General features: G+C 67.7%; 24 protein-coding genes. 17 read left to right on the forward strand and 7 right to left on the reverse strand.

Annotated features, from left to right (window positions below; genetic code table 11):
- From ACWGID_RS21215 to ACWGID_RS21240, 6 genes are all read left to right on the forward strand, one after another.
- The coding region (locus ACWGID_RS21215; protein ID WP_452198979.1) for a YndJ family protein at nucleotides 1-777 on the forward strand (777 nt) is incomplete at its 5' end.
- Nucleotides 764-1327, forward strand: a complete 564-nt coding sequence (locus ACWGID_RS21220) for a DUF1990 family protein (RefSeq protein WP_452198981.1) — start codon at nucleotides 764-766, stop codon at nucleotides 1325-1327. The genes ACWGID_RS21215 and ACWGID_RS21220, both read left to right, overlap by 14 nt.
- Before the next feature lie 139 nt (nucleotides 1328-1466).
- Nucleotides 1467-2144, forward strand: a complete 678-nt coding sequence (locus ACWGID_RS21225) for a uracil-DNA glycosylase (protein WP_452198983.1) — start codon at nucleotides 1467-1469, stop codon at nucleotides 2142-2144.
- A 166-nt stretch (nucleotides 2145-2310) separates the two neighbouring features.
- Entirely contained in the window at nucleotides 2311-3012 is a 702-nt protein-coding gene (locus ACWGID_RS21230) for a DUF969 domain-containing protein (protein ID WP_452198985.1), read from the forward strand.
- Nucleotides 3009-3980 (forward strand): DUF979 domain-containing protein, encoded by a 972-nt coding sequence (locus ACWGID_RS21235; protein ID WP_452198986.1) that lies wholly within the window; start codon nucleotides 3009-3011, stop codon nucleotides 3978-3980. Before ACWGID_RS21230 ends, ACWGID_RS21235 begins: the two co-directional genes overlap by 4 nt.
- Before the next feature lie 8 nt (nucleotides 3981-3988).
- On the forward strand, nucleotides 3989-4954 hold the full coding sequence (locus ACWGID_RS21240) for a DUF2891 family protein (RefSeq protein ID WP_452198988.1): 966 nt from the start codon (nucleotides 3989-3991) through the stop codon (nucleotides 4952-4954).
- Here ACWGID_RS21240 and ACWGID_RS21245 read toward each other — a convergent pair.
- Both ACWGID_RS21245 and ACWGID_RS21250 read right to left on the reverse strand, forming a co-directional pair.
- Entirely contained in the window at nucleotides 4902-6680 is a 1779-nt protein-coding gene (locus tag ACWGID_RS21245) for an ABC transporter ATP-binding protein (protein WP_452198990.1), read from the reverse strand. The two genes, ACWGID_RS21240 and ACWGID_RS21245, sit on opposite strands and share 53 nt — an antisense overlap.
- Nucleotides 6677-8278 (reverse strand): ABC transporter ATP-binding protein, encoded by a 1602-nt coding sequence (locus ACWGID_RS21250; RefSeq protein WP_452198992.1) that lies wholly within the window; start codon nucleotides 8276-8278, stop codon nucleotides 6677-6679. Before ACWGID_RS21250 ends, ACWGID_RS21245 begins: the two co-directional genes overlap by 4 nt.
- Nucleotides 8279-8474: 196 nt before the next feature.
- Here ACWGID_RS21250 and ACWGID_RS21255 point away from each other — a divergent pair, with 196 nt between their 5' ends.
- The 9 genes from ACWGID_RS21255 (at nucleotide 8475) to ACWGID_RS21295 (ending at nucleotide 16434) form a co-directional block, all read left to right on the forward strand.
- Nucleotides 8475-9662, forward strand: coding sequence for an ROK family transcriptional regulator (locus tag ACWGID_RS21255; RefSeq protein WP_452198994.1), 1188 nt, complete (start codon nucleotides 8475-8477; stop codon nucleotides 9660-9662).
- 12 nt (nucleotides 9663-9674) lie between these two features.
- Complete coding sequence (locus ACWGID_RS21260) at nucleotides 9675-10997, forward strand: ABC transporter substrate-binding protein (protein ID WP_452198995.1); 1323 nt, start codon at nucleotides 9675-9677, stop codon at nucleotides 10995-10997.
- Nucleotides 10994-11926, forward strand: coding sequence for a carbohydrate ABC transporter permease (locus tag ACWGID_RS21265; protein WP_452198997.1), 933 nt, complete (start codon nucleotides 10994-10996; stop codon nucleotides 11924-11926). The genes ACWGID_RS21260 and ACWGID_RS21265 overlap by 4 nt, the downstream gene beginning before the upstream one ends.
- Nucleotides 11923-12807, forward strand: coding sequence for a carbohydrate ABC transporter permease (locus ACWGID_RS21270; protein WP_452198999.1), 885 nt, complete (start codon nucleotides 11923-11925; stop codon nucleotides 12805-12807). Before ACWGID_RS21265 ends, ACWGID_RS21270 begins: the two co-directional genes overlap by 4 nt.
- A complete protein-coding gene (locus ACWGID_RS21275; RefSeq protein WP_452199001.1) occupies nucleotides 12804-14060 on the forward strand; it encodes a 6-phospho-beta-glucosidase in 1257 nt (418 codons plus the stop codon). The genes ACWGID_RS21270 and ACWGID_RS21275 overlap by 4 nt, the downstream gene beginning before the upstream one ends.
- Complete coding sequence (locus ACWGID_RS21280; RefSeq protein WP_452199003.1) at nucleotides 14048-14833, forward strand: N-acetylglucosamine kinase; 786 nt, start codon at nucleotides 14048-14050, stop codon at nucleotides 14831-14833. Before ACWGID_RS21275 ends, ACWGID_RS21280 begins: the two co-directional genes overlap by 13 nt.
- The gene (locus ACWGID_RS21285; protein WP_452199005.1) at nucleotides 14830-15051 is read left to right on the forward strand and encodes a hypothetical protein; all 222 of its coding nucleotides are present in this window, start codon (nucleotides 14830-14832) and stop codon (nucleotides 15049-15051) included. Before ACWGID_RS21280 ends, ACWGID_RS21285 begins: the two co-directional genes overlap by 4 nt.
- 95 nt (nucleotides 15052-15146) lie before the next feature.
- Nucleotides 15147-15863: a hypothetical protein gene (locus tag ACWGID_RS21290; RefSeq protein WP_452199007.1), complete on the forward strand. Its 717-nt coding sequence runs from the start codon at nucleotides 15147-15149 to the stop codon at nucleotides 15861-15863.
- A 40-nt stretch (nucleotides 15864-15903) separates the two neighbouring features.
- Nucleotides 15904-16434, forward strand: a complete 531-nt coding sequence (locus tag ACWGID_RS21295) for a hypothetical protein (RefSeq protein WP_452199008.1) — start codon at nucleotides 15904-15906, stop codon at nucleotides 16432-16434.
- A gap of 113 nt (nucleotides 16435-16547) precedes the next feature.
- On the opposite strand, the gene ACWGID_RS21300 is transcribed toward ACWGID_RS21295, so the two are convergent.
- Nucleotides 16548-17441, reverse strand: coding sequence for a membrane protein (locus ACWGID_RS21300; protein WP_452199010.1), 894 nt, complete (start codon nucleotides 17439-17441; stop codon nucleotides 16548-16550).
- A gap of 234 nt (nucleotides 17442-17675) precedes the next feature.
- On the opposite strand from ACWGID_RS21300, the gene ACWGID_RS21305 reads away from it, so the two are divergent.
- On the forward strand, nucleotides 17676-18131 hold the full coding sequence (locus ACWGID_RS21305; protein WP_452199012.1) for an N-acetyltransferase family protein: 456 nt from the start codon (nucleotides 17676-17678) through the stop codon (nucleotides 18129-18131).
- On the opposite strand, the gene ACWGID_RS21310 is transcribed toward ACWGID_RS21305, so the two are convergent.
- Genes ACWGID_RS21310 through ACWGID_RS21325 form a run of 4 tightly spaced genes read right to left on the reverse strand, consistent with a single transcriptional unit; the run spans nucleotide 18118 to nucleotide 21720 of the window.
- Entirely contained in the window at nucleotides 18118-18321 is a 204-nt protein-coding gene (locus tag ACWGID_RS21310) for a hypothetical protein (RefSeq protein WP_452199014.1), read from the reverse strand. The two genes, ACWGID_RS21305 and ACWGID_RS21310, sit on opposite strands and share 14 nt — an antisense overlap.
- Before the next feature lies 1 nt (nucleotide 18322).
- The gene (locus ACWGID_RS21315) at nucleotides 18323-19219 is read right to left on the reverse strand and encodes a neutral zinc metallopeptidase (protein ID WP_452199016.1); all 897 of its coding nucleotides are present in this window, start codon (nucleotides 19217-19219) and stop codon (nucleotides 18323-18325) included.
- Entirely contained in the window at nucleotides 19219-20502 is a 1284-nt protein-coding gene (locus ACWGID_RS21320; protein WP_452199018.1) for a neutral zinc metallopeptidase, read from the reverse strand. The genes ACWGID_RS21315 and ACWGID_RS21320 overlap by 1 nt, the downstream gene beginning before the upstream one ends.
- Nucleotides 20503-20520: 18 nt before the next feature.
- Nucleotides 20521-21720: a neutral zinc metallopeptidase gene (locus ACWGID_RS21325; RefSeq protein ID WP_452199020.1), complete on the reverse strand. Its 1200-nt coding sequence runs from the start codon at nucleotides 21718-21720 to the stop codon at nucleotides 20521-20523.
- 218 nt (nucleotides 21721-21938) lie between these two features.
- Between ACWGID_RS21325 and ACWGID_RS21330 the strand changes: the two genes are divergently transcribed.
- A complete protein-coding gene (locus tag ACWGID_RS21330) occupies nucleotides 21939-22673 on the forward strand; it encodes a hypothetical protein (protein ID WP_452199022.1) in 735 nt (244 codons plus the stop codon).
- Nucleotides 22674-22682: the final 9 nt, after the last annotated feature.

Consider the following 22682-nt stretch of genomic DNA (forward strand, 5'->3'; position numbering starts at 1 on the left):
GCCCACCCGCGGGCCACCCGGGCCATGCACAGCGTCGGCCCCCTCGCCAACCCCCGGCACCGGCCGGCACACCCCCGCCCCCCTGGGGGGTGCGCGTTCGCCGTTCCAGGGGTAGTAGCGCTCTGGCTGCCCCGTGGTGCGGTCTCGATCGTGCTGGCCTCGATCTACCTCGCCGGCACGGTCGTCCTGATCACACTGGCCGCGCGGCACTTCTGGCAGCACAGGAGGTTGAGCGCGCGGCGCGTCGCTCTCTACACCGCACTGGCCACTCCGTCGATCGCCGCGCTCGCACTGGTCGCCGAGCGATCGTCGTACGAGCTGTTCGGGTTCAACCTCACGGTGCTGTCGCTGACGGTCGCACACTTTCACTTCGCGGGTTTCGCTGCCGCCCTGATGGCCTACCTCGCTGCGGACGGGCTAGCGGCCGTGAGTGTGCCGTTGGGTACTGGGATCGTTCTGCTCGGGTTCTTCCTCGGCGACGCGGTGGAACTCGCAGGAGCCGTCGTACTGACCACAGGTATGTGGCTGGTGGGCTGGAACCTCTGGCGGCGTTCCCGACGCGCGGACCGGAGTACGGCGATCCTGCTGGTGGTGTCGGGGTCTGTGTTGGTGATCACGATGCTGTTGGCAGTCAGCTGGGCACTGGGACACGTGGTCGACACGCCGTACCTGCCGTTGGAGTGGATGGTTGCCACACATGGCGTGGCGAATGCGGTTGGCTTCGGGTTGTGTGGCGTGCTGGCCATGCGGAGGGAGAGAGTTCGTGACGCTGGATGAGTTGGCGGGGCTTGAGTTCACGTACGACATCGTGGGAGCCACGCAGTACGACGAGACTCCCGATGGCTACCACCGTCTGGAGCACCGCGAGCGGATCGGGGACGGGGACGAGGTGTTCACCCGTGCCGCCGAGGCGCTGATGACGTGGCGGATGCACCGGGCCGCAGGGCTACCCGTGACGGCGACGGACACGCCACCACAGGTGGGCACCAACTCGCTGGCGCGGCTCGGCCCGGGAATCCTGATCGGCCGACTCCGGACTCTCGCGCCACTCGGGCGGATCGGCGCACCAGTGCCCTGTCGTGTGGTTTGGACGGTCGACGAGCCGGATCGGGTCGGTTTCGCGTACGGAACGCTCCAAGGGCACCCGGAGGCCGGTGAGGAGTCTTTCGTCGTCTCCCGCGACTCCGACGGTGTCCACGCCACTGTCCGTGCCTACAGCCGCCCCGCGACCTGGTACACCCGCGTGGCCGGTCCAATGACCCGCACTGCCCAGCGCTACGCGGCCGGCCGCTACACCGCGGCACTCCGGCGCCTCTCCACCCCATAGCGAAGGCCCCGCAGACTCATACTCTGCGGGGCCGCCACCTTTGTACAGGGCGTAGTAATACCAGCGTTTGAGCGACACGCGAACAGTGGGCGACTACCCGGGGTGCAGCGCAGGTCGCCGTACTGCGAGACTGTGGCGGGTGAGTCCTAAGACGTTGGCGGATCTGGTGGCGCCCGACTGGGCCGAGGCGTTGGCCCCGGTCGAGGACACGGTGACGCGGATGGGTGAGTTCCTGCGCGGCGAGATCACCGCGGGCCGGGCCTATCTGCCGGCTGGGGAGAACGTGCTGCGCGCGTTCCACCGGCCACTGGGACAGGTGAAGGTGCTGGTGGTCGGCCAGGACCCGTACCCGACACCAGGACACCCGGTGGGTCTCAGCTTCTCGGTGGCGCCCGATGTCCGGCCGATCCCGCGAAGCCTCGCGAACATCTACCGCGAGCTGATGGCGGACGTCGACGTACCGGCGCCGTCCAACGGTGACCTCACGCCCTGGGCCGACCAGGGCGTGCTGATGCTCAACAGAGTGCTGACCGTGCAGCCGGGCAAGTCCGGCGCGCACCGCGGCAAGGGCTGGGAGTCCGTCACCGAACAGGCCATCCACGCGCTGGTGAACCGCGGTGGCCCGCTCGTCGCGATCCTCTGGGGCCGCGACGCCCAGACGCTCAAGCCGATGCTCGGCAGCACGCCGTACGTCGAGAGCGCGCACCCGAGCCCGATGTCCGCGGACCGCGGGTTCTTCGGGTCGCGCCCGTTCAGCCGGGTCAACGCGCTCCTGGCCGAGCAGGGCGCCGAGCCGGTGGACTGGCGACTCCCCTAACTCCTCCAGCAGTACGACGCCGACGCGCCGGGACCCCCGTGGTCACGGCGCGTTACTGCGTGCTGCCGACGATTTGTTCGAATGATCCATTGCAGGATCGTTCAACAATCCTTAAGGTGAGCGGAACATCTCCCCCAGTCACACCGTTCCGTCCCCGGGAGGAACCATGTGGGTTCTGCTCGCAATCGCGGTGGTGGTCGTCGGGTTCGCCCTCCGGATCAACTCGATGCTGGTCGTCACCGCGGCCGGCATCGTGGCCGGCCTGATCGGCGGCCTGTCTCCGGTCAAGATCCTGAACGCGTTCGGCGACGGTTTCGCCGGCAGCCGATCCGTCACCGTCTTCATCGTCACGCTGCCCGTCATCGGGCTGATCGAGCGCTACGGCCTGCAGCACCAGGCCCGCAAGCTGATCAGCAAGCTCAAGGTGCTCACCACCGGACGCCTGCTGGCCATCTATCTGCTGATCCGCCAGGGCACCGCGGCCCTCGGCCTGACCAGCATCGGCGGTCCCGCACAGGCGGTCCGCCCGCTCATCCATCCGATGGCCGCCGGCGCCGCGGAACGCCGGTACGGCAAGCTCCCGGACACGGTCCAGGAGAAGATCAAGGGCTTCGCGGCCAGCGCCGATACGGTCGGGTTGTTCTTCGGTGAGGACATCTTCGTCGCGATCGGCTCGATCCTGCTGATCACCGGGTTCGTCGACACGACGTACGGGCTGCACCTGGAGGCGATCGACATCGCGCTCTGGGCGATCCCGACCGGCATCTGCGCGCTGCTCATCCACGGCACCCGGTTGCTGCTGCTGGACCGCCAGCTCGACAAGCTGGCCGCCGAGGAGCGGGCGGCGGCGAAGGAGGCCGCGCGATGATCAAGGTCGAGTGGTTCTACTGGCTGTGCGGGATCTTCTTCGTACTGATCGCGCTGCAGGTGCTCAACGACCGCAGCAACCCCAAGCGCGTCGGGAGCGCCGCGTTCTGGGGCGTTCTCGGCGTCTCGTTCGGCTACGGCACTTTCGTGGTCGACAAACGGGCTCCGGCCTGGCTGCTGGGCATCGCAGTCATCGGCCTGGCCGTGCTGGCCGGCACCGGCTTCCCAGGCAAGGGCGAGGAGCGTACGACGCCGCCCGCCGAGCGCAAGCACCTCGCCGACCGGTTCGGCAACAAGCTGTTCCTGCCGGCGCTGGTGATCCCGGTCGTCGCGGCGATCTTCGGGGCCTGGCTCGCCAAGATGAAGCTCGGTGACGGCACGCTGCTGCTGCAGTCCGGCTCCGCCACGATCATCGGCCTCGGCGTCGCCTCGATCCTCGCGCTGATGCTGGGCATGGTGCTGCTCCGGCCGAAGTCCCCCGCGGTGCCGCTGCACGAGGGACGCCGGTTGCTCGAGCACATCGGCTGGGCGGCGATCCTGCCGCAGATGCTGGCGACGCTGGGCCTGCTGTTCAACGCGTCCGGGGTCGGCAAGGCGGTCGGCCGGATCACCGATCACCTGGTCCCGAAGGGCTCGCTGATCGCCGCGGTCGCGCTGTACTGCATCGGGATGGCGATCTTCACGATCATCATGGGCAACGCGTTCGCGGCGTTCCCGGTGATGACGGCCGCGGTCGGTTGGCCGCTGCTGGTGCAGCAGTTCGACGGCAACCCGGCGACCGTGTTCGCGGTCGGCATGCTGGCCGGCTTCTGCGGCACCCTGTGTACGCCAATGGCGGCCAACTTCAACTTGGTGCCGGCCGCATTGCTGCAGATGAAGGACCAGTACGGTCCGATCAAGGCACAGCTCCCGACCGCCGTACCGCTGCTGGCCTGCAACATCGTCCTGATGTACTTCTTCGCCTTCTGAGGAGTCCCATGGAGTACGTGGAGTACGCCGCTTGGGCGACCATCGCCTGCGAGGTTCTCGAAACGCCGTACCCGTACGGTTCCGGCCACGCGTCGCAGGGCCCGGACGACGTCGACGTGACCCCGGATCGGCTGCACCCGGCCTTCCACGGGTCCTACGACTGGCACTCCAGCGTGCACATGCAGTGGTCCCTGGTCCGGTTGCTCACGCTGGCGCCGGACCATGTCGGCCGGCGCCCGATCGACGTACTCGATCAGCGGCTGACGCCTGCGGCGATCGCGACCGAGGTGAGGTATCTGCGCGAGCGGCCGTCGTACGAGCGTCCGTACGGCTGGGCGTGGGCGGCGATGTTGGTCGCAGCCGGGCGTACGACGAAGTGGGCGGACGCGCTCGTCCCGTTGGGCGAGGTGATCGCGGACCTCGTCCTGGCCTGGTTGCCGAAGCAGGCGTACCCGGTGCGTCACGGCGTACATCTCAACTCGGCGTTCGCGCTGGCTCTGTTGCTGGAGGCGTACGACGAGCTCGGGCGTGCTGATGTGGTCGACGCGATCAGGACGCGGGCGCTGGAGTGGTTCGGAGCGGACACGGCGTACGACACCCGCTTCGAGCCGTCCGGGACCGACTTCCTGTCACCGGCGCTGACCGAGGCCGAGCTGATGCGTCGGGTGCTCCCTGAGCAGGAGTTCGTTACCTGGTTGGCTGCTTTCCTTCCAGGACTGGGCGCCGACCAGCATCTGCTGGAGGTACCCATCACTGACGACTCTGGTGATGGACAGTTGGCGCATCTGTCCGGGCTGGCGCTGAGCAGGGCGTGGCAGCTCAGGACACTCGCACCGGCGTTGCCTGACGTGGCCGAGGTGCTCAAGGCCGGCGCGGATCGTCAGGTCGCCGCAGTGCTGCCAACTGTCACCGAGGGGGACTTCATGTCGACACACTGGCTGGTGTCGTTCGCCCTCCTGGCAGATCAGGCGTAGACGTACCGGTCCAGCTCCGCCACAGCTGCGCATACCGCCCACCGTCGGCCAGCAACGCCGCATGGGTCCCCGACTCGACCACACGACCCTGCTCCAGTACGACGATCCGGTCCGCCTGCTCGGCCTGAGTCAACCGGTGCGCGACAACCAGCGTCGTACGGCCGGCGGTGGCGGCTGCACTGGCACGCTCCAGCTCACGAGCACCCGCACTACCCGCTTCCGCAGTCGCCTCATCCAGTACGGCGATTGGCGGGTCAGCGAGCACCAGACGCGCGAACGCAAGCTGCTGCGCCTGCGCACCGGTGAGCGGGTGACCGTTCTCACCCACAACCGTCTCGAGCCCTTCTGGCAGAGCACGTACCCACGCCAGCGCACCAACCCGATCCAGTGCCGCCTCTACTTCTCCAGCTGTCGCGGAAGGTCGTGCCAGTTGCACGTCCTCCATCAGCGTTCCAGAGAAGACATGCACCTCTTGGCTGAGCAGTGCGACCTGCTGACGAGTGCGCTCCTCACCCAGCTCGCGTACGTCGACCCCGCCGAGACGTACCGCGCCGTCAGACGGCGCAAGCACACCGGCGGCAATCGCCGCCAGCGTTGTCTTCCCAGCACCACTCGCACCGACCAGTGCGACCCGTTCGCCCGGTTCTAGGCGCAATGCCACATCAGTGAGCACCTCAGGACCGTCGTACCGATGACCGATCTGCTGCAACTCCAGCGACGCGTCAACCGGGTCGGGGCTCGCCGGTGGTTCGGCAGCCGGCTCGATCTCCAGTACGCCGGCCAGACGGGACAGCCCCGCGGCCGCCGTCTGGATCTGGTCGAACTCCATCAGGACGACGTTCACGGGATTGAACAACCGGTGGAAGTACAACGCCGCGGCGGTCACCGCGCCGACGCTGACCGCGTCCTCCCGGACCAGGAAGAACCCGGTCACCAGGATCGCCGTCAGGCCGACGAACTCCGCATGGTTGATCCGCGCCGAGAAGAAGCTGAACAGCCGGAACACCGTGATCGAGATGTCCCGCGCCGTCCCGGAGGTCTCGCCGATCTTCGCCAGCTGACGATCCTCGAGCCGGTACGCGCGGACCGTCGCGCTCCCCCGCAACGACGCGATGATCGCCTCTGACCGCTCACCCATCGCCACGCGTTCCTGCTTGTAGTACGGCGCCGACCGCCGCAGATACCACCGCAGCGCCAGGAAATGCATCGGTACGGCGAGCAGTCCCGCCAGACCGAGTCGCCAGTCGAGCGCGAACATCCCGACTGCGGTCAGCACGATCGTCAGCGTCGCACCGAGCACCGAAGGTCCGACCTCGGTCAGCGCGGACGCGACCGACGCCACGTCGCCACCCACCCGCGAAAGCAGGTCACCGGTCCGCACCTTCTCCAGCACGGGCGCGGGCAGTTGCAGCACCCGATCGAGGACCTGCTCACGGATGCGCGCCAGCACGGTCTCACCGACCCGAGCTACGAGTGTCACACCCAGAGCAGTCAGGACACCGGCCAGCACCGCCGCGAGCGCGATGAGCAGCACCACGCGCACGATGGCCGACTTGTCGCCGATGTTGTCGATCAGCACACCCAGCGCCCACGGTGCGACCAGACCGGCCGCACTGGCGCCGGTGATCACCAGAGCCGCAACAACGGACAGCACCGGTAGCCGCCGAATCTCTCGCCACAGAACGGCCCACGTCGCCCGCGGACCCGCAATCGGCAGCAGGTTCATCGCAGCACCGCCTCCTGGTAGACCGGGTCCGACCCGGCCAGCTCGGAGTGGATGCCCTCAGCAACCACCTTGCCGTCGTCGAAGACCACGACGCGGTCCATTCTCCCGAGCAGCGCCGGGCTGCTCGTCAGCACCAGCGTGGTCAGCCCGGCGCGCTCCTCGGCCAGACCTTCCGCCAGCAACTCCTCGGTCACCGCGTCGACCGCCGTACTCGGATCGTGCAGCACCAGCAGCGGCGGCTCGGCCAGGAGTGCACGGGCCAGACCGAGTCGTTGACGTTGCCCACCGGACAGCGACTGCCCGCGGTCAGCGAGCGGGCGGTCCAAGTCGTCGATCAGGTCTGCTGCGCCGGCTGCGGTCATCACGCGTTCCAGTCCGGTGTCGGCCAGGAGGTTGCTGCGCAGCGTTCCCTCGAACAGGTCTGTCTCGTGTCGCTCCAGCAGCACAGTGCGCCGTACCAGATCGACGTCCAGCTCTTCGAGAGCAGTGCCACCGACCAGCACCGAGCCAGTGTGCTCAGGCGCTCGCCCACTAACAACCGTCAGCAGAGCGTCCGCGTCGCGTGGGTCGTAGCAGAGGACGCCGACTGACTCACCTGGCCTGAGGACGAGGTCCACTGCCGACAGCGTGCCGTGCGAAACGGACTGCAACGTCAACACGGGCTGACTCGAGTCGATGGCAGTAGACGTGCCTGTGACGGCATGAGGCGGTGCAGACAGCACGGAGGCGAGTCGCGCGGCGGACGCCCGTGACATCGCGAGTACCTGGCTCGCGTACCCCAGCGTCCCTACCGGTTCGGCCACGAACTGCGCCAGCCCGACCACAGTGATCAGCTCGCCGATCGTGATCCGTTCGTTCAGAGCAAACCAGCCGGACACTCCAGCGACCGCTGCGAGCAGCAGACCGCTGAGTGCGGTCGTCACCCCGTCCTGCAACCCGTTCGTCGACGCAGCCCGCAGCGTGGCCTTCAGCGTCGCGTGGCTGGAACGCCGGTACCGGTCCGCCGCGTTGTGCTGGGCCCCGATACCGCGCAGCGTCCGCAGCCCACTGACCAGGTCCGTCGCCAGTGCGGTCGTCTGCGCCACCGCCTCCTGCTGGCTCGACGTACGGCGGGTCAACAGCGGCGACAGCGCCTGAATCCCCAGCACCAGCAGCGGTACGCCGATCAACACACCGAGCCCCAGTGGTACGTCGACCAACAGCAGCGACACCGAGGACACGATCAACGCCGTACACGCGGCTGCACCCATCGAGACCGCCCGCATCACCAGCGCGGCCTTCTCCGCGTCGGACGTCGCGATCGAGAGCAGCTCGCCCGACCGCAGACCGGTCCGGTGGCCGCGTGGATCCAGCACGCGCTGCGCGATCTCCAACCGCAGCAGGTGTGTCTCGTACTCGATCGCCCACACGACCTGTCGCGCACCGGTCTTCCAGGCGTTCGACAGCACGGCGAACAGCACGATCATCATCAGCACACACCACACCAGCGGCTGCACCCGCCCGGTGGACACCGCGCGATCCACGAAGACACCGATGGCGACCGGGACCGCGGCCTCGGTGGCCTGGTGCAACGACAGCACCAACACTCCCGCAGTCATCCGCCCACGGTGTCGTCGAATCGCCCGCCTCAGAAGCTCCCCAGTCGACATAGTTAGGCAACCCTAACCTACCGCAGCCGATTGACACCCGCCGAAGTCCGCCGTACGGTCTCGCGTTAATAGGAAACTTTCCTAACAGTTCACTAGATCAGCGCGGCGAGTACCCGCGGGCGGCGAAGGGAGGCAGGGTTGGCACATGGCAACGACCCCCGGAACGCCGCGCCTGCTGCGCGCGATGAACGACCGCGCCGCCCTGGACCTGCTGCTCAGCCAGGGCCCGCTCTCCCGCACCACACTGGGCAACCTGACCGGCCTGTCCAAGCCGACCGCGTCGCAGTTGCTGGCGCGACTGGAGGCAGCCGGCCTGGTCCGCGCCAGCGGTACGTCGGCCGGGCGCCCCGGACCGAACGCGCAGCTGTACGAGATCAACGGCGACATCGCGTACGTCGCCGGCCTGGACGTCACCCCGGCCCGGATCCGGGCCGCGGTGGCGGACCTCACCGGCAACGTCGTCGGCAGCTACGAGCTGGCCACGCCGGGCCGCAGCGCGAAGGGCACGGTCGACCGGGTGGTGAAGGCCGTCGACGGTGCGGCCGGCGAGGCGGGCCTGGACCGCGAGCGGCTGCACCGGGTCTCGATCGGGACACCGGGCGGTTTCGACCCGACCACCGGCCGGCTGCGGTACGCGACGCACCTGCCCGGCTGGCACGCCCCGCACCTGCTCGAGGAGCTGGCCGCCGCGATCGCCGTACCGCTCGAGGTCGAGAACGACGTGAACCTGGCCGCGATCGCCGAACAGCGGGTCGGCCATGCCCAGGAACACGCGAACTTCGTGCTGCTGTGGGGCGAGGAAGGCATCGGCGCCGCGATCGTGATCAACGGCCGCCTGCACCGCGGTGCGACCGGCGGCGCCGGCGAGGTCGCGTTCCTGCCGCTGCCCGGTACGCCGCTGGTCCGCAACGTCGGCCGCAACAACGCCGGTGGCTTCCAGGAACTCGCCGGTGGCGAACCGGTCCTCGAACTCGCCCGTGAACACGGCCTGAAGGCCCGTACGCCGGAAGCCGCGATCGCCGCCGCGCTGCAGACCGAGGGCGCGGGTGACGCCGTACTGACGGAGTTCGCGCACCGGCTCGCGGTCGGTCTGGCCGCGATCGTCGCGGTCGTCGACCCCGAGCTGATCGTGCTCGCCGGTGGCGTCATCACCGCCGGTGGCGAACGCCTGCGGGGCCTGGTCCAGGACGAGCTCGCCGATCTCGCCGTACCCCGGCCGCAGTTGCTGATGACCGCGATCAGCACCGATCCCGTGCTCTCCGGAGCACTGCAGTCCGCCCTCAGCACCACCCGTGACGAAGTCTTCGACACCGCTGGTCCACCTATCACCTAGGAGAACGAACGGATGCAACGCCTGACCCGTGCCGCCATCGGCACCGCCGCGGTCGCCCTTCTGGCGACGGCCTGCACCGGTACTTCGAACGCACCGCAGGCCACCGACGATGCCACGAAAGACGTCACCATCACCTTCTGGCACGGGTGGAGCGCACCGTCCGAGGTGGCCGCGATCGACGCCGGGGTCAAGGCGTTCGAGGCGAAGCATCCGAACATCCACGTGACCGTCGTCGGCAACATCAACGACGACAAGATCAAGCAGGCGCTGCGGGCCGGCGGCTCGAACGCGCCGGACGTGGTGTCCTCGTTCACCACCGACAACGTCGGGACATTCTGCGCGTCGAACGTGTTCAGCGAACTGAAACCGTTCCTGGACAAGTCCGGGATCGAGCTGGACAAGACGTTCCCGAAGCCGCTGCAGGACTACACGCAGTTCCAGGGCAAGCGCTGCACCCTGCCGCTGCTGAACGACGCCTACGGCCTGTACTACAACAAGGACGCGTTCAAGGCGGCCGGGATCACCGCGCCGCCGAAGACGCTGTCCGAGTTCGACGCGGTCGCGAAGAAGCTGACCAAGACCCAGGGCGACAGCTACAGCCAGCTCGGTTTCATGCCGACCTTCCACGGCTACGAGTCGACCACCTCGCATTTCGCAGCGCTCTGGAACCCGACGTACTTCACGCCCGACGGCAAGTCCAACCTGGCCAAGGATCCCGCGTCCTCGAGCATGCTGACCTGGCAGAAGGGGCTGGTCGGCCAGCTCGGCGGGTTCGCGAAGCTGGAGAAGTACCGCGCGACGTTCGGTGACGAGTTCGGCGCCAAGAACCCGTTCCACACCGGACAGGTCGCGATGACGATGGACGGCGAGTGGCGGCTCGGGATGGCCCGCGAGGCCGGCGTGAAGTTCGACATCGGTGTCGCGCCGTTCCCGGTGCCGGACGAGCAGGCCGACACCTACGGCAAGGGCTACCTGTCCGGCACGGTGATCGGTATCGCGAGCACCAGCCAGAAACAGAACGCCGCGTGGGAACTGGTGAAGTTCCTGACCACCGACACCGACGCCGTGGTCGACTTCGCGAACGCCATCCACAACGTGCCGTCCACACTGGCTGCACTCGAGTCGCCGAAGCTCACTGCTGACGTCAAGACGTTCGTCGGTATCGCCCAACACCCGAAGAGCAGCACGACACCGGCCAGCCCGAACGGCGGCGCGTACCAGCTCACGCTGCAGGACTTCGGCTACGCCTACGAGGCCGGCAAGGTCACCGACCTGGCCGCCGGGCTGGCCAAGACCGACCAGCAGATCGACAAAGACCTGGCCCAGGCGAAATGACGACGCTCCGGCAGAAGCAACGCAGCGAATCGCTGCGCACGGTCGCCTTCCTGTCCCCCTGGCTGATCGGCGTCAGCGTCTTCTTCCTGTACCCGTTGATCTCCACCGTCTACTTCAGCTTCATGAAGTACGACGGGTTCACGCCGCCGACCTGGACGGGTCTGAAGAACTGGCAGTACGTCTTCACCGACTACCCGTTCTTCTGGCCGGCGCTGCGGAACACGCTCTGGCTGGTCGTCGTGATGGTGACGCTGCGAGTGCTGTTCGGCCTCGGCATCGGGATGCTGATCACCAAGGTCAAGACCGGTGCCGGGTTCTTCCGTACGGCGTTCTACCTGCCGTACCTGGCTCCGCCGGTCGCGGCGACGATGGCGTTCGCCTTCCTGCTCAACCCGGGCACAGGTCCCGTCAACAACATCCTCGGCAGTCTGGGTCTGCCCCAGCCCGGGTGGTTCAACGACCCGAGTTGGTCGAAGCCCGCGCTGACGATGCTCGCGTTGTGGGGCATCGGCGACCTGATGGTGATCTTCATGGCGTCGCTGCTCGACGTACCGCAGGAGCAGTACGAGGCGGCGTCGCTGGACGGGGCCGGCGCGTGGCAGCGGTTCCGGTTCGTGACGCTGCCGAACATCTCGCCGATCGTGCTGTTCGCAGTCGTCACCGGCGTCATCCAGACCATGCAGTACTACACGCAGCCGCTGGTGGCCGGGAAGGTCGCCAGCGGGGTGATCGGTGGCTCGGGGCAACAGTTCGAGCCCGGGTACCCGGACAAGTCCACGCTGACGTTGCCGCAACTCGTGTACCACCTGGGCTTCCAGCGCTTCGACACCGGCGGAGCATCTGTCATCGCCCTGGTGCTGTTCGCCCTGGCGATGGTGTTCACCGCGTTCCTGATGCGCTCGATGAGTGAAAGGGGTACGGCGGCATGACCGCGACCGCTCTGGAGTCACCTGTCACGCTGACGCCCGCTGCCCGCACTGCACGGCGTACCCGCTTCTTGAACTGGATCGGCGTGCACTCACTCGCTATCGCTGCCGCACTGTTCTTCGTACTCCCGTTCGTGTTCATCTTCCTCACTGCGCTGATGAGTGACCAGCAGGCGCTCACTCGCAACCTGTGGCCGGACACCTGGCACTGGGAGAACCTGCGGACGGTCTGGGAGACACCCGGCTTCCTGACCTGGTGGAAGAACACCCTGCTGTACGCCGGACTCGGGACAGCGCTGACGTTGTTGTCGAGTATCCCGGTCGCCTACGCCCTGGCCCGGTTCAAGTTCCGCGGCCGGAACGTCGTACTGATGCTGGTGATCTCCACGATGATGCTGCCGCCGCAGGTGGTGATCGTGCCGATGTACCTGTTCTGGGCCAAGCAGATGCACCTGTCCGGGACGCTGTGGCCGCTGATCATCCCGATGGCGTTCACCGACGCCTTCTCGGTCTTCCTGCTCCGGCAGTTCCTTCTGACCATCCCGAAGGACTACGTGGACGCTGCCAAGGTGGACGGCTGCGGTGAGTTCAAGGCACTCGTTCGCATCGTCCTACCGATGGCAAAGCCCGCCATAGCTGCCGTAGCCCTCTTCCAGTTCTTCTACTGCTGGAACGACTACTTCGGCCCACAGATCTACGCCAGCGAGAACCCGGCCGCCTGGACCCTCAGCTACGGCCTGGAGTCCTTCAAAGGCGCGCACCACACCAACTGGAACCTCACCATGGCAGCCACCCTCCTGGTGATGGCCCCAGTGATCATCTTGTTCTTCTTCGCCCAAAAAGCCTTCATAGAAGGCGTCACACTGACAGGAGTCAAGGGATGAAGCTGACTGTCGTTGGTGGTGGGTCCACCTATACGCCTGAGCTTGTTGACGGGTTCGCGCGGTTGCGGGACACGTTGCCGGTGTCGGAGTTGGTGCTGGTCGACCCGGTGGCTGATCGGCTCGAGCTGGTCGGCAGTCTGGCTCGGCGGATCTTCGCGAAACAAGGGCATGCGGGCCGCGTGATCACCACGTCCGATCTGGATGCGGGTATCGACGGCGCGGACGCCGTACTACTGCAGCTGCGGGTCGGCGGGCAGGCTGCGCGCAACGAGGACGAGACGTGGCCGCTGGAGTGCGGATGTGTCGGGCAGGAGACGACCGGCGCAGGTGGCCTCGCCAAGGCGCTGCGGACGGTCCCGGTCGTGCTGGACATCGCCGAGCGGGTACGGCGTACCAATCCGAACGCCTGGATCATCGACTTCACCAACCCGGTGGGGATCGTCACGCGGGCGCTGCTGTCGCACGGGCACAAGGCAGTCGGCCTGTGCAACGTAGCGATCGGGTTCCAGCGACGGTTCGCTGCGATGCTCGGGGTCACGCCGGAGGAGGTGTCGCTCGACCACGTCGGGCTGAACCACCTCACCTGGGAGCGTGCAGTCCGGGTCAACGGCGAGGACGTACTGCCCAAACTGCTGTCCGAGCACCTGAGCGAGCTGTCGGACGACCTCATGCTCCCGTCGGACGTGGTGCGGCAGTTGGGCGTCGTACCGTCGTACTACCTGCGCTACTACTACGCGCACGACGCTGTGGTGCAGGAGCTGCTCACCAAACCCTCTCGGGCCGCTGAGGTCGCCGCACTCGAGAAGGAACTGCTGGACATGTACGCCGACCCGCAGCTCGACGAGAAGCCCGCACTGCTCGAGAAGCGCGGCGGAGCGTACTACTCAGAGGCAGCGGTCGCACTGGCCTCGTCACTGCTCAACAACACCGGTGACGTCCAAGTGGTGAACACACTGAACAACGGCACGTTCCCCTTCCTCGCCGACGATGCTGTCATTGAAGTGCCGGCCACGGTCGGCGCCGAGGGAGCGACGCCGGAGCCGGTGGCGCCACTGGAGCCCTTGTACGCCGGACTGGTCGCGCACGTGACGGCGTACGAGGATCTGGCGCTGGAGGCTGCGGTGAAGGGTGGATCGGAGCGGGTGTTCAAGGCTCTGCTTGCGCATCCACTCGTGGGGCAGATCTCGATCGCACAGGAGCTGACCGACCGCCTGCTCGCGCACAACAAGGCGTACCTGCCGTGGGCACGCTAGTCCCGGGCGGAGTCCTCGCCTTCGACGCCGGCAACAGCAAGACCGACGTCGCACTGGTCGCCACGGACGGCACAGTCCTCGGTACGGCGCGGGGCGGTGGTTTCGAGCCGCAGAAGATCGGAGCGGATGCCGCAGTGGCCGGACTGCTGCCATTGGTCGACGCAGCGGCCGCAGCGGCTGGTTTGCGTGTTGGCGACGTACCGCTGGTGCAGCAGATCTCGGCGTGCCTGGCGAACGCTGACCTGCCCATCGAGGTCGAACAGCTCACCAGTGTGTTCGAGCGGCACGGGTGGGCGGAGTCGGTGTACGTCACCAACGACACCTTTGCGCTCCTGCGCTCCGGAGTGGACGAACCGCGTGGTGTGGCCGTGGTGTGCGGTGCCGGGATCAACTGCTCCGGAATGCTGCCGGACGGTCGTACTGCGCGATTCCCCGCGCTGGGGAAGGTCACCGGGGACTGGGGTGGTGGTGCGCAGCTAGCGGAGGAGGCGTTCTGGTCGGCGTCGCGGGCCGACGACGAACGGGGGCCGGCGACCGCACTGCTGTCCGCGCTGCCGGCGCATTACGGGATGGCGTCGTTGACCGCGGTGATCGAGGCCTTTCACTTCGGTGACCTGCCGGACGATCGGCAGTTGGAGGCGGTGCCGGTGCTGTTCCAGGTCGCGGCCGCCGGCGATACAGTTGCCCTGGGCATCGTTCAGCAGCAGGCCGAGGAGATCGTCGCGATGGCGGTCAGTGCGCTGCGAGGCTGGAGCTTCTCACTGAGCCCGTGACCGTCGTTCTGGGCGGTGGAGTGCTGACGGCTGGTCATTCGGTTCTGCTGGATCGCGTCACCAGGTTGCTCGCGAATGTCGCGCCGAAGGCGGTTCCGCGAGTGGTCGACGTACCGCCTGTTGTCGGGGCGGCTCTGCTCGGGCTGGATCACACGGCCGCCGGGGCGGGCGCGCAGGCGCGGCTACGTGCCGCGTTCGCGCCGTCGCCAGCTGCCTAGTGTGTTGCAGCCGTGTCTCAGGATCGCCGTCCGCAAACTCCCGAGTGCGATATGGCGTCGCACCAGTAGAACCACATCCACTCGGGAGGTCGATGATGATTCGAAGGATTATGGGTCTTGGCGCGACGACGGCGCTCGCGGTGAGTGCGCCGCTGGTGCTCACGGGCGCCACGCCGGCCAACGCCGGCACGACAACGGCCGCTAGCTGCAGCCGGCTGACATCTGCGACGAACATTTCCGCGGCGGCGTATGCCGACCGCTTGGTGCGGGCCTGGGGTACCGGCGACACCGCGACCGCGAACTGCTATGCCTCGACGGCCACCGCGAACACGCTCTACGGACAGGCGACGCCAGGCGGTATCCACTGGCGGCGCGTCTCCACCGAGGGCGCCGCGGGCACGATCTACGTCACGTACCACGACGACGCGCGCGGCGGGAACCTGACGATCGGCGTACAGAACGTCGGTCTGCGCGCGGCGGACGGCTGGCACGCGGCGTACACGGCGAAGTTCAGCGGCGAACCGCAGGCGTGGAACGCGGTGCAGTGGTCGGACAACCTGGTCCGCGCGTGGGGCCGCGGAGACACCAAGTGGACGGCGTACTACGCGACGCCGGCCGCCGCTCAGGCGCTGCACAAGGTCGGCGCCACCGGCGGGTCGCACTGGACCCGGATCGGTGCGGAAGGCGCGGCCGGTACGACGTACGTGACGTACCGGAACGACGTCACCCGGCACACGCTGGTGATCGGTGTCTCGAACGTGGGACTGTCCCAGGGCGACGCGCACGCGGCGTACACCGTGCAGTATCACTGAGTAGTTTGAGCTGGGACTGCTTCGGTGTAATCATGATTACATGAGTACGCAGACCGAGCAGGAGAAGGTGCGGGGCTGGCTGACCGGGCGGTTGCCAGGCGCCTGGTTCGAGGGTGAGACCGAGCTGTCGATCGACCGGGACGAGATCCTGATCGTCGGCCGGATCCCCGCACCTGAGCAGAACAAGGACGTGAGCGCCGCCGAGCGCTCCGCCGCCGAGGACGGCCGGATCAAGCAGTTCCGCGAGGACACCCGGGAGCACCGGATCGAGATCGCCCGCGAACTCGAGCACGCCACCCGCCGGAAGGTCGCGTGGGGTGTGCGCTGCGGCGAGACCCGCACCGTCTTCACCTCGCTGTCCGCGCCGGTGATGACCCGGCTCCGGCAGCCCGAACGCCAGGTGCTCGACACCCTCGTCGACGCCGGCGTCGCCCGTTCCCGCAGCGACGCACTGGGCTGGTGCGTCAAGCTGGTCGCCCAGCACAGCGAGAGCTGGCTGTCCGACCTCCGCGACGCGATGACCAAAGTAGAAGACGTCCGCCGCGCCGGCCCAGACGCGCCTCAGCAGTAATCCCCAGCGAAGAACACAGCAGGGGAACAGACGACGGGCGGCAGACCCGATCTGGATCTGCCGCCCGCCTGAGGAGAACTGTCAGCTATTGCGGGACCATCACCTCCAGGTGATTACTGACCGCCTTGCCAGGTGCCGTTCGGCGGGGTTCCGTTGGACCAGTTGCCGGAGCTGTGCGCGGCCGGGTGCTGCTCGGGCTGCGCAGGAGGTGCCGGGGGCTGGGCGGGCGGCTGGTAGCCGTCGCCGTAGTTGCCCTGGTAGTTACCTTGGTACTCACCCTGCGTCGGGTACGCCGCCGTACCGTTGGCCGTCCCGTTGGAACCCATCGCATTCGGGTCCGCGACCGGCTTGTTCATGTTCTCGCGGGAGAACAGCGTGGTGAGCGCACGACCGGCCATCTCGCGGCCCCCGAGGCCGAAAGCGAGACCGAGGGCCAGCGCGGCACCCGCCAGCACGATCAGCAGCGTGTTGCCGGTCAGCTGGACGGCGACACCGAGCTGGGTGAGCGCGGCGAAGGCGGCGTACACGAGGATCGCGTACCGGCCGACCTTGGCCAGGGTTTCGTTGCCGGTGGCACCCCGGATGATCGCGGCCAGGAAGTTCGCGAACAGCGCGGCCAGGCAGACGATCACGATGGCGGCGAAGATCCGCGGGATGTAGCCGAGCATGTCGCTCATGAAGTTCGAGATCTCCGGTACGCCGAGCGCGGAGGCGAACATCGTGAAGCTGATCAGGAACACGAACCAGAACACGACCTTGCCCAGCATCGCCGACGCGGTCAGCCCCGTGCCCGACCGTTGCAGCACACCCGAGACCCCGGCTCTGTCCATCCACTGGTCGAAGCCGACCCGGCCGAGCAACTTGCCGACGAGTTTGCCGAGCACCTTGGCGACGAAGTAGCCGACCACCAGGATGACCAGACCGCCGAGCAGGTTCGGGATGAACGACAGCAGTTTGCTGAAGGCATCTTCGAACGGCCCGGTGAAGTCGATCGCTAATGCGGACATCGGGACTTCCTTCCGAAATGGCCCGCATCCGCTGTCGCGCAGCACTGCACACGACCCCGGCACGGGCGGATGCAGTGGTGTCCAGTATGACTCGTACCCTTCGATGCCGGAGGCAAACAGAATCCATCGGCGGAGCGCCCAACGAAAGGTGTTTGCATAAGGCAATCACCGTCCTGGTACGTCGGTCCTTACCCTGCCGACTGAACCGCTTCAGCTGTTTGCGATCCTGACTCCATGAACGATGTCCTGATCCGCCGCGCCACCGCCGCCGACGTCGCCGTGATCGTCGCGATGATCGCCGACGACCAGCTCGGCGCGACCCGCGAGTCGGTCGACGACCTGACGCCGTACCTGGCGGCGTTCGAGCAGATCGACGCCGACCCCAACCAGGTGCTGGTGGTTGCCGAACGCAACCAGGAGGTGATCGGCACGCTGCAGCTCACGATCATCCCCGGCCTGTCCCGGCGCGGTTCCACCCGCGGCCTGATCGAGGCCGTCCGGGTCGCTGCCTCCGCCCGCGGCGCCGGCCTCGGCAGCACCCTGGTCCAGTGGGCCGTCGACGAGTCCCGCGCCCGCGGCTGCACCCTCGTCCAGCTCACCTCCGACAAGACCCGCACCGAAGCCCACCGCTTCTACACCCGCCTCGGCTTCGCCAACACCCACGAGGGCTTCAAACTCAAACTCGGCTGACGCTGCCCGCCGGTGCGGCCCAGGTGTTGCACGCGCTCGGACCCTTCGCCCGGAACGCCTGCCGCAACCACCGGTCGAAGGTGACCATGTCCGCGTCGTGCCGGTCGTACCCGATGTGCCCGTAGTGGTCGAGGCGCCAACCGAGCAGTACGGCAAGGAGAACGGCCAGCCCGCGGACCGTACCGCGCACGTCAGCTGACCTTGGTTGCGGGGGCGGTGAAGGTGTTGCAGGTGGCGGGGGTGGTGGAGGTGAAGGCTCGGGTCGACCAGTAGGAGTGGTTCTTGCGGGAGCCGTGGTCGCGGACGGTGCTGTACTCGTCGCCGACGTGCAGGACGATGTAGCGCCACATCTGGAGGCGCAGGCCGGAGATCCGGAAGAGTTTCTTGTTCGCGCCGAGGAACGCCGCGCCGAAGCAGCTCGCCTGCAGTTCCTTGCGTCGCTCGACCTCGAGCTGGCCGGTCTTGTTCTTGCCGCGCAACAGCTCGCCGTACAGCGTGAGGATGCCGACGGACTGCTGGACGTGGTGCCCGTACTCGTGGGCGATGACCTCCTCGAAGTAGATCTGCCGCATCGTCTGGTCCTTGACCTCGAGGAAGTTGTCCCACGCGAAGCAGATCTTCCCGCTCACACCGGAGTAGTAGTAGAACGCGTCGGTGTTCTTGGGCGCGTTCGTGCAGTCCGGCGTCGCCTTGGGGGTGCGCAGGCTGTAGGCGAACACCTCGGGCGGGAACAGGTACGCGTCGGACTTCTGCACCATCGGTCCCCACGCCTTGTCCATGCACGCGATCAGCACCCGCGCGTACGCGACCATCCCGGCCTTCGACCTGAGGTTCGCGCGCGGCAGCGTGCACCGCACCACGGGAACCTTGCCCGCGGCGTACAGCTTGTTGTTGAGGACGCCGCCGGTCAGATCGATCGAGACCGGCGCGGACGGCTTGGTCGACGTCGGCTTCGGTGACGGCTTCGGAGTGGGCGTCACGGACGGCGTCCGCGCCGTGATCGGGCTCAACCGAGCCATCGTCTCGGACTGTCCACAACCAGTGAGGGCGAGTACGGCGACACTCAGCAGCGCCAGCGCGCGACGCATCAACTGACCTTCGCCGGCGCGGCGCTGAACGTGTTGCACATCTTGGGATCCGCCGACGTGAACGCCGGCTCTCCCCAGACCCAGTGGTTCTTCCGGGACCCGTGGTCGCGAATCTTCTTCGGGTTGTACTCGTCGCCGCTGTGCTGGACTTCCCACTGCCACAGCTCCAGCTTCCGGCCGCTCAGCCCGAGGGACTTCTTGTTCGCCCCGAGGAACGCCGCGCCGAAACAGCCGGCCTGCAGTTCGAGGCGACGGCTCCACTCGAGCTCCTCGGCCTTCGTCTTGGCCCAGCCCGCACGGGAGTCGGAGGCGGTGAGCATCTCGGTGAGGTTCTGCACGTGGTGCCCGTACTCGTGCGCCATCGTGTCGATCATCCACACGCGCGCGGCGAGCGGCTCGTCCTTGTAGTAGCTGAGGTCCTTCTTCCAGCTGACGTAGATGCTCTCGTCTGCCGGGCAGTAGAACGCCACGTTCATCTCACCGGTGCAGCTCGCGGACGTGTTCTGGCTGGTCTGCAGCACCACCTTCGGCGCGCGGAACGGATAACCGGACTTCTTCAGCACCGGCGCCCACGCCTTGTCCAGGCACGGCACGAGAGCCTTGTAGTACCTGAGGATCGCGGACTGCGAGTCCGGCTTGATGGCCGGCTCCTTGCAGCTGACGGCTGCCACCTTGCCGGACGTGTAGATCGTGTTCTTCTGCAGGCGGACCATGTCCGGGACGCCCTGGACCGTGACCGTGACCGTCGGGTCCGGCGGGATCGGGAGCGGGGCCACGGACTTCTTGACCGACGGCTGCGCGAGCGGGTTGTCGACGCGTTCGCCGTACGAGTTCAGGAGCTTGAAGCCGGCGAAGGTGGCGCCGGTGAGCATCACGAGGACGAGGGCCGAGAGGCCGGCGACGACCTTGCGGGAGTGCTGGCGCGGCGGCTTCACCGGTGGCGGTTCGGACGAGAACTGGGGAGCGGAGCGCGACGGGTTCGAGTGCCAGCCGGTCGGGCGGGACCCTCCGAGGCGGCGGGTGCCCGAGAGGGGCGTCAGCGGAGCGGTGGTGAGCGGCGCGACCGGCGGGCCGCTGTAGTCGCTCGTCGTCCCGGGATCGGTCGGCAACGGGCGCGCCTTACGGCGTACCGGGGTTTCCTCGACCGCGATCGATCGTGCCCTGCTCAGGGCGCCGATCCGGCCGCCCGTCAGCGTCAGCGGCTGGGTGCCGGCCTGGGACTCGCCGGTCCCGTCGGGCAGGAAATGCCCGGGCTGCGGCGTGCCCTCCTCGGTGTCAGGCATCGATCGTTCCCGTCTCGCTCAGCTGACCTTGGCGGATGGTGCGACGAAAGTGTTGCAGGCGCCCGGGTTGGTCGTCGCGAAGCCCTGGTTCATCCACAGCGTGAGGCTCTTGCTCGAGCCGTGGTCGCGGACCTTGTCCTTGGTGAACTCGTCGCCGCGGCGCTGGACCAGACCGTTCCACTGCCGCAGCAGTTCACCGCGCAACGGGAAGCTCGTCCGGGCCGCGCCGAAGAACACCGCACCGAAGCAGTACGCCTGCAGCGCCGCGCGCCGCTGCTGCTCGAGCTTGCCGGCCGCGTTCGCCGCGGTGTCGCTGAGGTTGTCGGACGCTTCGGCCATCCCGGTCAGGTTCTGCACGTGGACGCCGTACACGAAGCCGAAGGACTGGGCCATCTCGGCGCGGACCTCGGCCTTGCGCTTCGGGTACTCCTCGACGACGCTCTGCCAGGGCATCGTCGCGCTGCCACCCTGGTCGTCCTGGCAGTACATCGCGAGATCCTTCTGGACGCCGCACGCCGTCTCCTCGCCCTCGTCGAAGACGATCAGCCGCGGCGGCCGGAACTCGAACCCGGCCTTGGTGACGATCGGTTCCCAGGCCTTGTCCAGGCACGCGGTCAGCGCCTCGTAGTACGAGCGCACGTTCTCCTTGGACGTCGGCCGGAACGCGGGCTCCTGGCACGTCACCACCGGCATCTTCCCGGCGGTGTAGATCGCGTTCTTGCCGACGATGTCCGCGTCCGGCGTGCCCTTCCCGACGGGTTGGTTCGTGGTCGCGCCGTCGCTCGGCCGGACCGACGGCGTACCCATCGGGTTCGCGACGAAGTCGTCGTACGACGAGAGCATCTTGACCGCGAACGTCACGCCGCCACCGACCAGCAGCAGGGCCGCGACGACCATCATCACGACCAGGCCCTTGGAGCGCTTCTTCGGGTCGAACGGGATCGGCTCCGGGTGGAACACCTTCCGGTACGCGGCGGCCGCGGCGTCGTCGGCGGGCGGCGGTCCGAGCCGGCTCCCGGACAACGTCGTACGGCGGGAGTCGATCCGGGTCCCGGTCAGTTGTGGCTGCGCGGGCGGCGCGTCGCCACCCAGTCGTGGTGTGGGTGCGGCCAACGGAGCGGCACCACCGGCGCGGGCCTGCGGGGTGTCCGTCGTCCCTTGCTCGCCGTCGCCCCCGGGCAGGAAGTGCCCAGGCTTGGGTGCCGGCTTGTCCGCCATGACTTCGCTTCTTTCCCCAGTACCGGTCGATCGCCGGTCCCACCCGATGCATCAGAACGGCCGGAACACCCCCAGGGCCGGCCGAGGGCTGATATTACGGCCTGGACCGCCACTCCGAGAACCGGATTGCAGCTATTGACATCGTTTCGCGACCGCCCGCGATCGTTGGGTACGGAACGCATCCGGACGGCTACCGCAATCGGTGCCAGTCTGGACAAATGGACCGGATCGAACCCCGCGACGCACTGGCGTTGTGGGACGACTTCCCGATCGACCGCCGGCCCCGGCCGATCGTGCTGATGAGCTTCAGCCGCGGCCCCGGCGGCGCACCGACGCTCGAGGACCGGGCAACGGTACTGCGGCATGCGGCCGTCGAGTCGGACGTGGATCTGCCGCCAGGACTGCTGGAAGCGCTGCAGCCGGATCCGAAACCGCACTGGCATGTCGATCCGGTGCGGGTGCGGTCGGTACGGCGGGTGTATCCGGAGTTCCGTACCGATCGCGGGTACCGGCCACTTCCGGCGTACCGGGTCGAGTTCGTGGGACCGCAGTACCCGCCGGGGAAGGCGCCGAACCCGAAGGCGGAGGGGATCGGGTACCCGTCGATGCATGCGCTCGACGCGGGTCTCGACCTGTGGTGGCCGGACCGCTTGAGCTCGGACTATCGCGGCGGGTTGAGCGGACTGCCTCCGGCTGTACTGATGGATCGCGGCCGGACTGTGCGGTGGATGGTCCACGGTTCGCCGCCGGAGTACACCGACATGTGGGTGGAGGCCGTCCACGAGTCGCCAGCCGCAGTGCTGCTCGTGCTCGGAAGCAGCCCCCGCCCAGGCGTCACCACGATTCCACTCGTGGCCGTCGGCCGGGTCGTCACCGCGAAGTTGGCCGCCCCCTTGGCCGACCGGGCGCTGTTGCAGCCCGACGGCATCCCCATCGAGGTGGTCCCCGGCTAGCCTGAGCCG

The sequence above is a fragment of the Kribbella sp. NPDC054772 genome (genome assembly GCF_053611945.1).